This is a genomic window from Umezawaea beigongshangensis (genome assembly GCF_016464305.1).
GTDB lineage: Bacteria > Actinomycetota > Actinomycetes > Mycobacteriales > Pseudonocardiaceae > Umezawaea_A > Umezawaea_A beigongshangensis.
In genome coordinates this window covers 154,751-169,028 of the sequence record NZ_JAEIOJ010000006.1, presented here as the reverse complement: position 1 = coordinate 169,028, position 14,278 = coordinate 154,751, and the positions used below count along the sequence as shown (strand labels likewise).

Sequence of the window (14,278 nt, the reverse complement as noted above, 5' to 3'; positions counted from 1 at the left end):
TAGGAGTCCTAACTATCTGAATCCGAAGTTCCCCGGAGGTCCTCTTGCCCGCCGACGACGCGGTCGCCGCCCTGCGCGGCGCCTCGCTGAGGGTCACCAAGCAGCGGGTCGCCGTGCTGACGGCCCTGGAGCTCCACCCGCACGCCGACGTGGACCAGCTGGGACGGATCGTCCGCGAGGAGCTCGGATCCGTGTCCACGCAGGCGATCTACGACGTGCTGACGGCGTTGTCCGGGGCCCGGCTGGTGCGCCGGCTCGAAACCGGCCAGCGGGCCCGCTTCGAGCTGCGCCGCCACGACCACGACCACGTGGTGTGCCGGGGCTGCGGCGCGGTGGCCGACGTCGATCGGGCAGGCGACCCAGCACCCCCCGGGTACACGCGGACGCACGGCTTCCGCGTCGACGAGTCCGAGGTCCTGCACTGGGGTCTGTGCCCCGAGTGCCGCCCCGGCGTTCACCGAAATCGGAGAAGGTTCCCCTGATGACGTTCGAAGACGACACCACCCCGCTGACGACGGCGGCCGGTGCCCCGGTCGCCGACAACCAGAACAGCCTGACCGCGGGCAGCCGCGGCCCGGTGCTGCTGCAGGACCTGTGGCTGCTGGAGAAGCTCGCCCACTTCGACCGCGAGGTCATCCCGGAGCGGCGGATGCACGCGAAGGGCTCCGGCGCGTTCGGCACCTTCACGGTCACCGGCGACCTCACGGCCTGGACGAGTGCCGCGCTGTTCAGCGAGGTCGGCAACCGGTGCGAGATGTTCGTGCGGTTCTCGACGGTGGCGGGCGAACGCGGCGCCGCCGACGCCGAGCGGGACATCCGCGGCTTCGCGACCCGCTTCTACACCCCCGAGGGCAACTGGGACGTGGTCGGCAACAACACGCCGGTCTTCTTCTTCCGCGACCCGCTGAAGTTCCCCGACCTCGCCCACGCCGTGAAGCGCGACCCGCGCACCAACCTGCGCAACCCCGAGAACAACTGGGGCTTCTGGACGAACCTGCCCGAGGCGCTGCACCAGGTGACGATCGTGATGAGCGACCGGGGCATCCCGCGCTCGTACCGGCACATGCACGGCTTCGGCTCGCACACCTACAGCATGATCAACGCCGAGGGCGTCCGGCACTGGGTCAAGTTCCACTTCCGCACGCAGCAGGGCATCGAGAACCTGACGGACGAGCAGGCGGGCCAGCTGATCGGCCGCGACCGCGAGTCGCACCAGCGCGACCTCTACGACGCCGTCGAACGCGGTGAGTTCCCGGCCTGGAAGCTCTACGTCCAGGTCATGCCCGAGGCCGACGCCGCCGGGTACCGCTTCCACCCGTTCGACCTCACCAAGGTGTGGAGCAAGAAGGACTACCCGTTGATCGAGGCCGGTGAGATGCGTCTGGACCGCAACCCCGACAACTACTTCGCCGACGTCGAGCAGGCCGCCTTCACCCCGGCCAACGTCGTGCCCGGCATCTCGCTGAGCCCGGACAAGATGCTGCAGGGCCGGCTGTTCTCCTACGGCGACGCCGCCCGCTACCGCCTCGGCGTGAACCACCACCAGATCCCGGTCAACCACCCGAACGGCGCGCGGCAGGTCAACAGCTACCACCGCGACGGCGCGATGAGGGTCGACGGCAACCGGGGCGGCGTCCCCGGCGTCCAGCCGAACAACTTCGGCCGCTGGGCGGAGCAGCCCGCCCACGCCGAACCCGCGCTGGCCGTCGGAGCGGTCGCCGACCGGTTCGACTTCCGCGAGGACGACGACAACTACTTCCAGCAGCCGGGGGACCTCTTCCGGCTCATGACCGGCGAGCAGCGGCAGGCGTTGTTCGACAACACCGCCCGCTCCATCAAGGGTGCGCGGAGGGAGACCGTCGAGCGGCACGTCGAGCACTGCGGCAAGGCGGACCCCGCCTACGGCGAGGGTGTTCGCAAGGCGTGCGAGGCGATCGGCGCCCTGTGACGACCATGCTTCGAGGGTCGAGTGCGGCGCTCGCTCCGTGGGCGCCGCACTGGTGGGCGACATCCTCCCCGACGCCGAGCAGCGGCGGCCGCGAGCCGCCGCCGACGTCGCCGGGTCCGGATCGCGGGTGAGCGGTTCCCGGACGGGCCGGTCGGTGGACGCAGCGCCTCGACGGCGAGGCACAGCAGCAGGCCGGTTGGACAGGAAGATCCCGAGCAGGACCGTGGTGACGTCCTCGGGGGGGGGTGACGTCCGCGCGGAGCGCGCCCTCCCGCGCTCCGGCCTGGAGGAACGGCGCGACCACACCGCGCTCGGATGACCGGTCCGCCGGGGGCGCGGCCCCGGCTACTCGGTGACGCAGCAGATCCAGTACCGGCCGTCCTCGTGGTGCACGCCGTGCGTCTCGCTGGCGAAACCGGGGAACTGCTGGTCGTAGCCCTCCAGCGCACGCAGGTAGTCCAGCAGCGGGCTGTCGGAGGCGCCCACGCGCTCGCCGGGCACCAGCACCGGGATGCCCGGCGGGGTGGTGGTGACCTGGGTGGCCACCACCCGCCCCGCGAGGTCCGCGAGCCCCACCAGCTCGGTCCGGCCGCGGATGAAGCGCTGGTACGCCTCGGCGGGCGTCATGACCGCGACGGGCGGGACCGGGTCGGTGAACGCCTCGTTGAGCAGGGGGACGACCCGGCTCCCCACCAGGCGGTCGTGCATCTGCCGGCACAGCTCGGGCAACGTGAGGCCCGCGTACCTGTCGGGGTGCGCGCGCACCAGGTCCGGCAGCACCTCGCCGAGCGGCGCCCCGCGGTCGTGGAGGTGCTTGAAGTCCGTGAGGGCGTCCAGCAGCGTTCCCCACTTGCCCTTCGTGATGCCCATCGAGAACAGGACCAGGAACGTGTAGACGTCGGTCTTCTCCACGACGATCCGCCGCGTCTCCAGGTAGGCGGTCAGCACGCGGGCCGGCACACCGTACTCGGCCACCTCGCCGTGGGCGTCCACGCCGGGGCAGGTGATCGTCACCTTGACGGGGTCCACCATGCAGAAACCCGGTTCGAGACCGGCGAAGCCGTGCCACCGCGCGTCGGGTTCCAGGGTCCAGCACTCGGGCCGGGTGCGCAGCAGGTCCGGCGGTGCCGCCTCGAAGGCGATCCGTTCACCGGTGTCCGGGTCCACGACCTCGGTGGGCTGCCACACGCCGAAGAACCACGGCGGCCGGTCGACCTGCTCCGCCAGGCGCTGACCGAGGCGGACCACGGCCTGCCGGAACCTGATCGCCTCGGTGATGGCCTCGGTGGTCAGCCACTGTCCCGCGGGGCCGTCCATCATGCCGGCCGCCACGTCGCAGGAGGCGATCATCGGGTACAGCGGCGAGGTCGTGCCGTGCATCATGTACGTCTGGTCGAACCGGGAGCGGTCGAACGGGGCCCTGCCGCCCGACCTGACGTGGATCATCGCGGACTGGGACAGCGCCGCCAGCAGCTTGTGCGAGGACTGGGTGGCGAACACGGTGGGGCTCAGCGCCCGGTCACCCTCGACCGCCATCCCGTAGCGCCGGGCGTAGAGCGGGTGGAAGCGGCCGTAGGGGAACCACGCCTCGTCGAAGTGCAGGACCCTGGTCGACGGGCCGAGCAGCTCCTCCACGCGCACCGCGTTGTAGCACAGCCCGTCGTAGGTCGAGTTGGTGATGACCGCGTACGCCGGTTCGTCGTCGGCGGACCGCTCGGCGATCGGGGTCCGCGCGATCTGAGCACGCACCGCGTCGGCGGTCAGCCGTTCCGGCGGGACGGGACCGGTGATGCCGTAGCCGTTGCGGCTGGGCACGAGGTAGACCGGACGCGCACCGGCCAGCACGACGCCGTGGTTGATCGCCTTGTGGCAGTTGCGGTCGAGCAGCACCAGCTCGTCGCGCGCCACGACGCCGTGGACGATCATCCGGTTGGACGTCGAGGTGCCGTGCAGCACGAAGTACGTCTCGTCGGCCCCGAAGACGCGCGCGGCGTTGCGCTCGGCCTCGCCGACCGGGCCCGTGTGCTCGAACAGCGAGCCGAGCTCCGCCACGGAGACCGAGACGTCGGTGCGGAACAACCGCTCGCCGTAGAAGTCGTGGAAGGCCCGGCCGACCGGTGACTTCAGGAACGCGACCCCGCCCGCGTGGGCCGGGGTGTGCCACGAGTAGGCGTGGGTGTCGTCGAACCTGCGCAGTTCCCGGAAGAAGGGCGGCAGGACGTGCTCCAGGTAGTGCCGGGCGGCGAAGTCGACGCGGCCCGCGATGAAGTCCGGGGTGTCCTCCAGGAGCCAGATCCAGCCGTTGATCACCTCCGAGACCCACAGCGGCGCGTCGTCGTCGTAGTCGCCAGCGGTGAGCAGGAAGACGGGCAGCCGCGCGGAGAACCTGTCCAGCAGCATCCGCAGGACCCCGCCGTCGTCGGCCGGCCGCACCGTGCTCCGGACCAGCTCCCAGCTCACCACGGCGGCCGCGATGTCGGCCTGGGACCTGACCACCGAGGCGGCGTCGCCCGCGGAGTGGACCACCACCACCTCGTGTCCGCGCTCGCGGAGGTGGGCGCACACCTGCTCCACCTTCGCCGCGGGCACCGCACAGGTGTCCACCGCGCGTTCCGCGGCGATGAGCACGGTCGACCGTGTCACAGAACTGCCCCCTCGTCGGCCTCGGCGGACGTCCGCCGGTGCGAGAGTAGGAAGCTCCGGGTGGATCGAGCGCGGAAGCCACCGGAACGTGGCAGGAAGATCACCCGACGGAGTCGGGGGAGGACGGCGGGACACCGCCGACCCGTTCAGTCCTGTGTGGACCGCTCTGCTCGGCCGCGGCGGAGGAGGCCGCCGGGTGCGCGACTCCGGACGGCTCGGCTCCGTCCCCGGAACGTCCTCGACCACCCGCCGCCGAGCGGCGGGTGGTCGAGAGGAGTCCGTCGTGCCGGCCGAGTCGTCAGAAGAGCACCGCCACCAGCACCAGCAACAGGATCAGGGCCAGGACTCCGGCGATGATCGCGGGAATCATGCCGGCCGGCTTGCGGTAGTGGCTCTGCACCGTGGTGGTGCGGAACCAGCTGCCCGGCAGGCGGCGGCGGTGTCGTTCGACCCGAGGCATGTCTGCTCCCAACCGTCTTCGTTCCGTGCACCGGCGCCGGACCGACCAGCGCCATCGCGTCCCTGCGAGCACGACCACGGTTGAGCTACCCCGCGGCGAAGAATTCGACACATCTGTGCCAGCGTGTCACACCACGATCGGCCGGATGGCGGAACCACCCTTCCCCGTTCGGAGTCGCGCGCGGCCGTTCGGGTTCCGTCTCCGCCCGGTCGCCCGACCGCGGACGACGTGCGGCGCGGGGAATCGGCAGTGCGTTTCCGCGAACGTGACGGGGGTTGCGGTGCTGAGAGGTTCGGCCGTGCGGAAAGAGGACGACGCTCCTTCCCGCAGTGGTCCTCGGGCTCTCGCCGGTGCTGGCGGCCACAGGACACACCCGGTGCCCGGCCAGCAGGATGTGCGTCGTCAGCGGCACGAACGGCACGGGGACGATCGGCTGCTCCACCACCGGCGACGGCGATCTCGGTGACGGCACCGGCCCGCAGGGGCTGGACGACACCGCCGAGAACGCGTGGAACCGCCGCTCCGGGGAGCTGTGGTGCCTGTGGAGCGGGGCCGGTCACAGCGGGACCGGAGTCACCGTGGTCTCGTCGAGCCGGAGCGGGAACCTCGCGGCGGCCGACCGCGACCTGGCCAGCTCCGCCGGTCTTTGCCCGGCGCGACCGACGATCCGTCGGGCGGGGCGCGGGCCTGGAGGGCTCCGCGCCCCGCCACCGGGATCAGGTCAGCGCGTTCACCTCCAGCGCGGTGCGGACCGCCGATTCGAGGGCTCCCTCGATCCACGAGTGCTTGAGGGAGGTGTGCTCACCGGCGAAGTGCACCGGGCCCTCGGGAGTGGTGATCGACGGGTGCAGCTCGGTGAACTGCCGGGGCGTGAACACGGCCGCCTCCCCCAGCGCGTAGCGGTTGCGCAGCCAGCTCTGCGTCTGGCCGCGACCGGTGTAGAACACCTCGACCCGCTTGCCGTACACGGCCTGCACACCGCGCAGGGCGTAGCTGTAGCGCTCGTCGTCGTACAGGGAGTCCCAGCGCGACGCGTCGGCGGCCCAGCTGTAGCTGGCCAGGACGACGCCGCCCTCGCTGCCCTCCACGGGGTGCGACGGGAAGTAGACGAAGCGGTTGGGGTTGTCGGTGACCGAGCCGCCGCCGACCGTCCCGGCAGCGGGAACGTCGCTCTCCTGCCGGTAGCGCTCGTAGAGGCCCGGTTCGACCGCGTCCAGCTCGCGCTTCCAGTCCTCCTCGGTGAACTCCCACCAGCGCTTGCGGAACTCCAGCAGCACCTTGGTGGCGGAGTCGTAGTGCAGCTCGATCACGGCTCGCCGCTTGCCGTAGGACAGCTGCGGAGACGTCTCGACGTGGCGCAGCGCGGTGAAGGGCACCGTCACGATCGCCACGTCTGCGCCGAAGGACTCGGTCTCTCCCGGCGTGCCGGACACCGAGTCGTCGCCGCCGCTCTCGCCGACGGTCTCGATCCACACCCGGTCGCCGTGCTCGCTCACGTGCGGCGAGGCGCCGTCGTGCTCCGGGCTCCAGTGGTGCAGCCGGACCATCCGCCGGTTGGTCCGGACGACGTCGCGCAGCCGGTCGTACAGCGCGTAGGGCAGCACCGCCGTGCCGCCCTCGATCTCCCAGTACGTGGCGCCGGTGCTGACCAGGCTGCGGGTGAGGAAGCTGTGCATGAACGACAGCGGTGTCCGCGAGGTCAGGTTCTCCAGGGTGCCGATGGCGTCCACCGTGCGCACGTCCAGCCCGACGTGGTCGGTGAGGAAGCTGCCCATCGAGTGGTGGTCGAAGTCGTGGATGATCCGCGCCCAGCCCTCGATCCGCTCGCGGATCGGCTTGTCGACGCGGCCTCCGCCGGGCACCGGGGTCGAGTAGTGGTCGCGCACCGGGTCCAGCGCGGCGTCCAGCAGCGCGGCCGCCGTGGCGTTCGCCCTGGCGGCGGGGATTCCGAAGCCCCGGTTGATCGCTCTCGGGTCCGCCGCGTACTCGCCGCGGCGCGTCAACTGGCCGTTGGTGTGGATCCAGGTCCGCACGGCCTGGTCGGGCGGGCGGAAACCGGGCTGGTCCGGGCCGTTACGCCACTCCTCACCGGTGAAGGACCGGTAGACCACCGGCGGCACGACGCCGCGGCTGCCGGTGCCGGGAACGACGTCGACGTTGTAGAAGAGCCTGCGCTTGAGCCCCAGGTGGTCGATCAGTCCCAGGGTGAGCGGGTGGAAGTCGGGCAGCCGCATCGCGCCGGCCTCCGCGTACTGGCGGGGGTCGGCGAAGGGCGCCGTGCCGCTCTCCGGGCCGTTGCGGAAGGTCTTGATGCGGCCGCCGACGCGGTTGCCGTTGGCCTCGACCACGGTCACCTGGTGCCCGGCCTCCTTCAGCAGCAGCGCCGACGTGAGACCCGCGATGCCCGCGCCCACGACGAGGACGCGCTTGGGCGCGGTGGTCTTCGGCAGACCTCCGCCGAGCAGGATCTTCAGGTACGCCAGCTTCAGGTCCTCACCACCCGGCCCGACGAGGAGCAGTTCGCGGGCCAGCCGCAGGCACGTCTGCCAGTGCTCGTCGTCGGCAACGGCCTGAGCGCGACGGGGCACGGCGGGCGCGCCGGGCGCGGCGAGCGCCGTGCCGCTGGAGAGCACCGGGCCGGCGACCGGCGCGGCGGCGACGAGACCGGCGGCCGTCAGGAAGGAGCGGCGGCCGACGGTGCCCTCGGAGGACTGGGGGCGAGTAGTTTTCACGGTTCACATGAAAGCGATCGGGGTTGCCCCGGACGAGATGGTGCAACCTCCCTTCACCCGTGAGAGGGCCTCGTTCACCCCACGGTGAGGTGGTGCACGGGATCACCGCGTCACTTCTGTCCACTCCGGACCCGGACGACGGGCGGATCAGGTCCCCGCGGCGTCGTAGCGGGCCCGCGCCTCCTTCTGACTGGTCCCGGCGACGCTGGCGGTGCGGGCCGACGTGTCCCGCACCGAGGACGCCCGGTGGATCACCGGTGACGTGCTCCACGCCTCCGGCGGACAGCGCTGAGCGACGCCGCCGGACGGGTGGTTCCGGTGGCCGGAGCCGGACGGCGGACGCTCCCGGCCGGACCTGGCTACTGTGGAGGTGATTCGTCACCCGACTCACCGAGGCGATGCAGATGGACGTCAAGATCCCAGGACCGGACCACCCCATCACGATCGAGCCGACCGCGGCGCGGGTCGTGGTGCGGCTCGGCGGGCGCGTGATCGCCGACACGACGGCGGCGCTCACGCTGCGCGAGTCCTCGTACCCCGCGGCTCAGTACGTTCCGCTGGCCGACGTCGATCCCGCCGTGCTCAGGCCCTCCGAGACCACCACGTACTGCCCCTACAAGGGCACCTGCTCCTACTACGACCTCGTCACCGGGGACGGCGCGGAGATCGGCGACGCGGTGTGGACCTACCCCGCACCGCACCCGGCCGTCGCGGAGATCGCCGGGCACGCCGCCTTCTACCCCGACCGCGTCGAGATCACCGTGCACGACCGCGTCGCTCCCTAGGGAGGGTCGGGCGAGTCCTGGCCGGGGGTGCTCCGCCACCGCTCGGGCGGACGCACTCGGCGAACCCCGGACCTCCACCACGTCGACGACGATCCGTCGCGACGCTCGCGGCGGCCCGGTGGTTCGAGCGGGTTCGTCCGGGGGACGCGGAGAGCCGTCCGGCTCAGGCGGCGGGGAACTTCTCCACCCAGCGGCGCTGCCACGGCGTCTCGACCGCCCGGCGGTGGTGGTTCGCCCGCGCCCAGCCGACCGCCTCCCGCGACGGCAGCCCGGACAGGACGGCGAGGCAGGCGACGACGGTTCCGGTGCGCCCCACCCCGCCACCGCAGGCGACCTCGACCGCCAGACCGGCGCTCGCCCGCTCGTGCAGGGCCCTGATCTTCGCGATCGCGTCGTCGCGGTCGCGCGGCAGGAGGAAGTCGGGCCAGTCGATCCACTCGTGCGGCCAGGTCAGCAGGTGGTCGTGCTCGCGCCGCAGCCGAGCCGAGCCGAGGTAGAGGCCGAACTCCGGCCGCGGGCCGGTGGGCGCGGGGCTGCGCAGCCCCCGGCCGCGCACCGGGGAGCCGTCGGGCAGCTGGACGGCACCCGTCAGGGCGGAGGACGAGGTCACGTGCGGTCCCGTCGGTTCGGGCCCGGTCGGCACGCTCGTCAGAAGGCGTACCGAACGCGCAGGTACGGAGCGTGCTCGGCGATCAGGGCGAGCAGGTCGTCGAGCAGCGCGCGCTTGAGACCGGCACGATAGCGCACGTTGACGCCCCCGCCCTGGCTCCGCTTGCTCTCCTGGAGGTCGGGCCGCCACAGCACCTGCTCGGCCTTGGCGTGCCAGCCCAGGTTGACCTCGTGCAGCTCGCGGTTGTGCGTCAGCATGATCACCTCGGCGGCGAGCTGCGCGCGGGTGACCGGGTCGGTGGCGTCGCCGAGCGCGATCAGCAGTTCGCGCCAGTCCTCCAGCCAGCCGTCGTGCACGACGACGGGGCTCAGGTTCACGTGCACCTCGTACCCGGCGGCCACGAAGTCGTCCAGCACGGCCAGCCGCTCGCGGATCGGCGAGGTGCGGATGTCCAGCAGCTTGGCGGTGCGCTCGGGCATCAGGGAGAACCGGACCCTGGTGCGGCCGCGCGGGTCCCACTCCAGCAGATCGCGGTTGACGTGCTTGGTCGCGAAGGACGCCTTCGCCGTCGGCCGGTCGCGGAACAGCTCGACCAGGTCGCGCACGTTGTCGCTGATCGCCGCGTCGACCGAGCAGTCGGAGTTCTCGCCGATGTCGTAGACCCACGCGTGCTCGTCGCACTGGTCCGGTTCGGTCTTGGGCCCCTGCCGGGTGATGTGGCGGGACACGTACCCGGTGATCTGCTCGATGTTCGCGAACACCGTGATCGGGTTGGAGTACCCCTTGCGGCGCGGCACGTAGCAGTAGGCGCAGGCCATCGCGCACCCGTTCGCCGTCGACGGGGCGATGAAGTTCGCCGACCGGCCGTTGGGACGCGCCGTCAGCGACTTCTTCACGCCGAGGACCAGCGCCTCGGTCTTGATGCGCACCCACCGGCTCACGTTGGTCTCGTCGCCGTGCAGCTCGGGGATGCGCCAGTGGCTGTCCACCTCGACCCGCTCGGCGTCGGGGAACCTCTCCAGCACGGCGCGGCCGCGCGGGAGGGCCGCGGCGGCGGGCTCCAGGTAGATGCGGCTGGGCGCGAGCAGCGGTGGCGCGGGGCGGGCCGGGGCGGCGGTGTCGTCGTTCATCACCTCCAGTGTCCGGCCGGCACCGACGGTTTCGCTCGCCGAGCGGCCGGACGAGGCCGCGGAGCGGGTGCGGCGTCGCACCCGCTCCGCGTCAGGACCGGGGCAGCCGCAGGACGACCAGAGCGGCGACGACGGACGGCGCGGCGATCAGCAGCAGGCACCCGCCCAGTCCCAGCAGCCCCTGCAGGCCGCCCATGACGGCCGAGCCGGTACCGCCGCCGACCAGGAAGACCAGCGTCGCGACTCCCAGTGCCGCACCGCGCTGCTCCGGCGCGACGGCGTTCCCGGCCGCGGCGATCATCGCGGGCTGGCCGAAGGCGAAGGCCACCGCCACCACGCACACCCCGGCGCCCAGCAGCACCGCGGCCACGACGTGGTTCGGCACCACCACGCCGAGCGCGGCCACCAGCGAGGACACCGCGGACAGGGCCGCGGCGGTCGCCAGCGTCCTCGGCGCGCCCAGCCGCGTGAGCACGCGGCCCACCACGCGGGCGGCGAGCAGGCCGACCACCGCGCTCGGGACCAGCAGGGCGCCGATGGCCAGCGGCGACCAGCCGCGCTGCGCGAGCACCGCGGGGACGGCCACGAGCGTCCCGAACCAGGTCAGCGGGACCGCGGCCGCCGCGACAGCGGACGTGATCAGGACCCTCGACGTGGCCACCGGGCGGGGCAGGAACCCGTCGGGACGCCGCCGCACGTGCCGCAGCACCAGGGGCACGCCCAGCAGGAGCAGCACGGCGCCGACCACCGCGACGACGGGTCCCGCCGAGGGCGACTGCACCAGCAGCACCAGCCCGGCCGCGGTCGACGCCACCAGCACGGCCCCGAGGCCGTCGAACGTCCCGCCCGAACCGGTCCTCGGCGCGAGCCGCCACAGCAGCGGCAGGAACAGCAGGCCCAGCACCGGCAGCGCCATCGTCAGCCGCCACGTGCCGGCCAGCGCGAGCGCACCGCCGAGGAACGGTCCCAGCGCGCCGAACGCACCGGCCACCCCGGCCAGCCGCCCGAGCGCGCCGGCCCGCGCCGCGCCCTCGTAGCGAGCGCTGAGCAGCGCCGTGGCCAGCACCGGGATCGCCGCGGCCCCGACGCCCTGCACCACCCGGCCGGCGAGGAGCAGCGGGAAGGACGACGCCAGCGCGGACACCGCCGAGCCGACCGCCATGATCACCACGCCCGCCACCACGGGAGCGCGGACGCCGACCACGTCGGCGAGCCTGCCGTGCACGGCGGTGGTCACGGCCAGCGTGAGCACGTAGCCCGACAGCACCCACGCGGTCGTCGTGCCCGCCACGTCCAGGTCGACCCCGAGCGCGGGAAGCGCCACGGCCGCCGCGGACGCGCCGGAGCCCGCCAGCCCGTACAGGACGCCGAGCAGCAGCCCCGCCCGTGCCGCGCCCCCGTCGCGCGACGGGGGTGCTCCTGCGCTCTCCCTCGTCAGCACGTCGCCGTCGAGACGTCCGGTACCGGACACCGCCATCAGGACCCCGTTCCGCGCAGTCGCGCTCTCGCGTCGTCGGAACGCCCCTCGCCGGACGGTGCCGACGGCGGCGTCCCGCGTCACCGCGGAACAACGTCACACGAACGGGGGATCTTCCCCGGTGTGACGACGATCTGTGTCAGCGCTTGGCGCGCTGCACGACGACAGCGACGATCCACCCCAGAGCGGACAGCGCCGCGACACCGGTGCCTGCGAAGACGAGCAGCCCCGCACCGATGTTGGCGTCGACGGAGTTCCCCGCGCCGATCAGTCCGACGACGACGGCGAGCACACCGATCCCGACTCCGGCCAGGAGGACCTTCTGCGACGTGGGCACGCCGGGACCGTAGCACCGGTGATCGGTTCCCGGCCGGGCTGCGTCGGGGAGCGCAGCCGGACGAGCCGCGGCCGGCACGACGGGTCCGCGCGTCCAGCACGCGGTCCACCTCGTGCTGGCGCTGCTCGGCGACGCGCTGCTCCTGCCGGTGGCGGTCAGCGCGTTCGCGACCGGCCTCGCGCTGGCGGCGTGGACGCCGTGGGGGCTGCTGCGGCACCGGTGGGTGGTCGTGAAGCTCGTCCTCACGTCGACCGCCCTCGTGCTCACGCCGTTCGCGCTGCTGCCGGGCGTCCGCGCAGCGGCGGCGCTCACCGCGGCCACGCCCGCCGACCGGCTCGCCGATCTCGGCGGCGAGGCGTCGGGGCTGGTCGTGGCGTCGTCGGTGTCGCCGGCGACGTACCTCGCCTGCACGGCGCTGTCCGTGGTCAAGCCGTGGGGACGCACTCGTCCGGCCGCACGGGAATCCCGCTGACCCCCGCGCTGTTTCGCCGAGAGGCGCACCGATCACGGGTGCGCCTCCGACGGTGCGGAGAGGATCAGCGGTATGCCACTGAGCGGCGAGTACGAGCCCAGTCCCGAGGAGTGGGTGCGCAACCAGGTCGAGCTGTACGAGAGCTCCGGCGGCACGGAGGGCACGACCTTGGGCGGCATGCCCGTGATCGTGCTGACCACGAGGGGAAACAGGTCGGGCAAGATCCGCAAGTCGCCGCTGATGCGCGTCGAGCACGAGGGCAGCTACGCCGTCGTCGCCTCGATGGGCGGTGCGCCGAAGCACCCCGTCTGGTATCACAACGTGCGCGGTGAGCCGAGGGTCGAGCTCCAGGACGGCCCGGTCCGCAAGGACTACGTCGCGCGGGAGGTCACCGGCGACGAGAAGGCCGTCTGGTGGGAGCGCGCCGTGGCCGCGTACCCGGACTACGCCGACTACCAGCGCAAGACCGACCGCGAGATCCCGGTCTTCGTGCTGGAGCCCGTCGCCTCCTGATCACGAGCGCTGACGGGGTGGCCGGTTACCCCGTCAGCGCTTGCGGCGGACGCGGATGGCGGAGGCGTTGGTCGCGACCGCCTTCAGGCCGCGGTAGTCGGCGCCCAGGACGTCCAGCGCCGCACCGGCCCGGCGCAGCGCCGCGTCCTGCGCCGCCCGCTCGTCGCGCGCCGTCAGCCGCACCCGGTAGGAGAAGAAGTCCAGCGAGCGGTCGTAGGCGAGCGTGCCCTCGTCGGTCGTGCCCGAGGTCAGCACGTCGTGCTCGTCCGCGACGGCCAGCAGCGCCGCCCTGCGCCCGTCGTCGAGGCCGTCGAACCTGCCCCGCACGATCACCCGGTACACGTCGTCCTGCTCGCCCATCGGTCCACTCCTCACCCGCGCGGGTCGTTCCTCGCGCGGTCGCGGACACATCAGTAGCCGACGGCACCGCGGGACCGCACCCGAATATCGCTAGTCGACGGGGACGACGTGCGCGTCGGGCGGCGGTGACAGCCAGGCCGTCGACTCGCTGTCCCAGCCGCGCAGCCGCGCGATCCCGTGCGGCGTCGCCACGTCCACGTGCTCGGCCAGGACGAGCCCGCGCGCGGTGAGCCGCACGGCGTGGAAGTCGCGGGCGACGTCGGACCACGCGACGTGCGCGAGGCCACCCGGCGCCGGGCGCGGGTAGCGGGTGACCAGGTCGGCGTGGTCGCGCGCCGAGTCGATCGTGAACACGACCGCGCTCGCCTCGGTGAAGTGCAGCGCGTGCAGGCGGCGGCCGGGACCGAACTCGGCGCGCTCGCCCCACTCCCAGGCGCTGAGCCCGCTGGGCAGGAACGACGACGTCCACAGCGCGTGCGCGGGCTTCTCCCCCAGCACGGACCCGAGCGAGCCGTCCCCGGCGCGGAACGGCCGGATCAGCGGGTCGTCGGTGAACCACGCCTGCGGCGAGCGCAGCGCGGGGTTGGTGAACCAGCCGCGCACCAGGCGGGCGAGCACGGCGTCGGCGAGGCCGTCCAGCTCGGGAGCCCGCTGCGCCTCGAAGTACCCGCCCGCGTGCTGCTGCCGCAGCGCGTGCACGAGGTGGCCGTACAGGTCCTCGTCGCCGATCTCGTCCAGCGGCCGCCCCGCGAGCGCCCGGCACAGGTGCACGAGCGCCGGACTCTTCAGATCTGTGCGCATCTCCACGCGA

General features: G+C 72.8%; 14 protein-coding genes and 1 pseudogene. 6 read left to right on the top strand and 9 right to left on the bottom strand.

Annotated features, from left to right (window positions below):
* Nucleotides 1–44: 44 nt before the first annotated feature.
* Nucleotides 45–482, top strand: a complete 438-nt coding sequence (locus tag IMZ35_RS16845; protein ID WP_199442049.1) for a Fur family transcriptional regulator — start codon at nucleotides 45–47, stop codon at nucleotides 480–482.
* Nucleotides 482–1,948 (top strand): catalase, encoded by a 1,467-nt coding sequence (locus IMZ35_RS16840; RefSeq protein WP_199442048.1) that lies wholly within the window; start codon nucleotides 482–484, stop codon nucleotides 1,946–1,948. The genes IMZ35_RS16845 and IMZ35_RS16840 overlap by 1 nt, the downstream gene beginning before the upstream one ends.
* Before the next feature lie 345 nt (nucleotides 1,949–2,293).
* On the opposite strand, the gene IMZ35_RS16835 is transcribed toward IMZ35_RS16840, so the two are convergent.
* Together IMZ35_RS16835 and IMZ35_RS16830 are read right to left on the bottom strand one after the other, a co-directional pair.
* Complete coding sequence (locus IMZ35_RS16835; RefSeq protein ID WP_199442047.1) at nucleotides 2,294–4,591, bottom strand: Orn/Lys/Arg family decarboxylase; 2,298 nt, start codon at nucleotides 4,589–4,591, stop codon at nucleotides 2,294–2,296.
* Nucleotides 4,592–4,889: 298 nt separating this feature from the next.
* Nucleotides 4,890–5,051 carry a hypothetical protein gene (locus IMZ35_RS16830; protein ID WP_199442046.1) on the bottom strand — a complete coding sequence of 54 codons (162 nt, stop codon included), beginning with the start codon at nucleotides 5,049–5,051 and terminating at the stop codon, nucleotides 4,890–4,892.
* A gap of 329 nt (nucleotides 5,052–5,380) precedes the next feature.
* Between IMZ35_RS16830 and IMZ35_RS32095 the strand changes: the two are divergent.
* A pseudogene (locus tag IMZ35_RS32095) lies at nucleotides 5,381–5,611 on the top strand (peptidase inhibitor family I36 protein); the annotation flags it as partial.
* A gap of 156 nt (nucleotides 5,612–5,767) precedes the next feature.
* Here IMZ35_RS32095 and IMZ35_RS16820 read toward each other — a convergent pair.
* On the bottom strand, nucleotides 5,768–7,783 hold the full coding sequence (locus tag IMZ35_RS16820) for an FAD-dependent oxidoreductase (protein ID WP_199442045.1): 2,016 nt from the start codon (nucleotides 7,781–7,783) through the stop codon (nucleotides 5,768–5,770).
* 398 nt (nucleotides 7,784–8,181) lie between these two features.
* Between IMZ35_RS16820 and IMZ35_RS16815 the strand changes: the two genes are divergently transcribed.
* Entirely contained in the window at nucleotides 8,182–8,568 is a 387-nt protein-coding gene (locus IMZ35_RS16815) for a DUF427 domain-containing protein (RefSeq protein WP_199442044.1), read from the top strand.
* 163 nt (nucleotides 8,569–8,731) lie between these two features.
* Here the strand turns inward: IMZ35_RS16815 and IMZ35_RS16810 are convergent, their stop codons facing one another.
* The 4 genes from IMZ35_RS16810 to IMZ35_RS16795 form a co-directional block, all read right to left on the bottom strand.
* Entirely contained in the window at nucleotides 8,732–9,178 is a 447-nt protein-coding gene (locus tag IMZ35_RS16810; protein ID WP_199442043.1) for a phosphatase domain-containing protein, read from the bottom strand.
* Between the two features lie 38 nt (nucleotides 9,179–9,216).
* Nucleotides 9,217–10,308, bottom strand: a complete 1,092-nt coding sequence (locus IMZ35_RS16805) for a spore photoproduct lyase family protein (RefSeq protein ID WP_199442042.1) — start codon at nucleotides 10,306–10,308, stop codon at nucleotides 9,217–9,219.
* Nucleotides 10,309–10,399: 91 nt separating this feature from the next.
* Nucleotides 10,400–11,785 (bottom strand): MFS transporter, encoded by a 1,386-nt coding sequence (locus tag IMZ35_RS16800; protein ID WP_199442041.1) that lies wholly within the window; start codon nucleotides 11,783–11,785, stop codon nucleotides 10,400–10,402.
* Between the two features lie 139 nt (nucleotides 11,786–11,924).
* Complete coding sequence (locus IMZ35_RS16795) at nucleotides 11,925–12,122, bottom strand: hypothetical protein (protein WP_199442040.1); 198 nt, start codon at nucleotides 12,120–12,122, stop codon at nucleotides 11,925–11,927.
* Nucleotides 12,123–12,234: 112 nt separating this feature from the next.
* On the opposite strand from IMZ35_RS16795, the gene IMZ35_RS16790 reads away from it, so the two are divergent.
* Complete coding sequence (locus tag IMZ35_RS16790; RefSeq protein ID WP_199442039.1) at nucleotides 12,235–12,594, top strand: hypothetical protein; 360 nt, start codon at nucleotides 12,235–12,237, stop codon at nucleotides 12,592–12,594.
* A 72-nt stretch (nucleotides 12,595–12,666) separates the two neighbouring features.
* Nucleotides 12,667–13,107 (top strand): nitroreductase family deazaflavin-dependent oxidoreductase, encoded by a 441-nt coding sequence (locus IMZ35_RS16785; protein ID WP_199442038.1) that lies wholly within the window; start codon nucleotides 12,667–12,669, stop codon nucleotides 13,105–13,107.
* A 33-nt stretch (nucleotides 13,108–13,140) separates the two neighbouring features.
* Here IMZ35_RS16785 and IMZ35_RS16780 read toward each other — a convergent pair whose 3' ends face one another.
* Together IMZ35_RS16780 and IMZ35_RS16775 are read right to left on the bottom strand one after the other, a co-directional pair.
* Nucleotides 13,141–13,467, bottom strand: a complete 327-nt coding sequence (locus IMZ35_RS16780; RefSeq protein ID WP_199442037.1) for a DUF6204 family protein — start codon at nucleotides 13,465–13,467, stop codon at nucleotides 13,141–13,143.
* Between the two features lie 90 nt (nucleotides 13,468–13,557).
* Complete coding sequence (locus IMZ35_RS16775) at nucleotides 13,558–14,268, bottom strand: hypothetical protein (RefSeq protein WP_199442036.1); 711 nt, start codon at nucleotides 14,266–14,268, stop codon at nucleotides 13,558–13,560.
* Nucleotides 14,269–14,278: the final 10 nt, after the last annotated feature.

Excerpts from the sequence above, each read along its gene's own strand:
- IMZ35_RS16840 (WP_199442048.1), top strand. The coding sequence starts at position 482 with ATGACGTTCGAAGACGACACCACCCCGCTGACGACGGCGGCCGGTGCC.
- IMZ35_RS16830 (WP_199442046.1), bottom strand. The coding sequence starts at position 5,051 with ATGCCTCGGGTCGAACGACACCGCCGCCGCCTGCCGGGCAGCTGGTTC.
- IMZ35_RS16815 (WP_199442044.1), top strand. The coding sequence starts at position 8,182 with ATGCAGATGGACGTCAAGATCCCAGGACCGGACCACCCCATCACGATC.
- IMZ35_RS16805 (WP_199442042.1), bottom strand. The coding sequence starts at position 10,308 with ATGAACGACGACACCGCCGCCCCGGCCCGCCCCGCGCCACCGCTGCTC.
- IMZ35_RS16800 (WP_199442041.1), bottom strand. The coding sequence starts at position 11,785 with ATGGCGGTGTCCGGTACCGGACGTCTCGACGGCGACGTGCTGACGAGG.
- IMZ35_RS16785 (WP_199442038.1), top strand. The coding sequence starts at position 12,667 with ATGCCACTGAGCGGCGAGTACGAGCCCAGTCCCGAGGAGTGGGTGCGC.
- IMZ35_RS16780 (WP_199442037.1), bottom strand. The coding sequence starts at position 13,467 with ATGGGCGAGCAGGACGACGTGTACCGGGTGATCGTGCGGGGCAGGTTC.
- IMZ35_RS16775 (WP_199442036.1), bottom strand. The coding sequence starts at position 14,268 with ATGCGCACAGATCTGAAGAGTCCGGCGCTCGTGCACCTGTGCCGGGCG.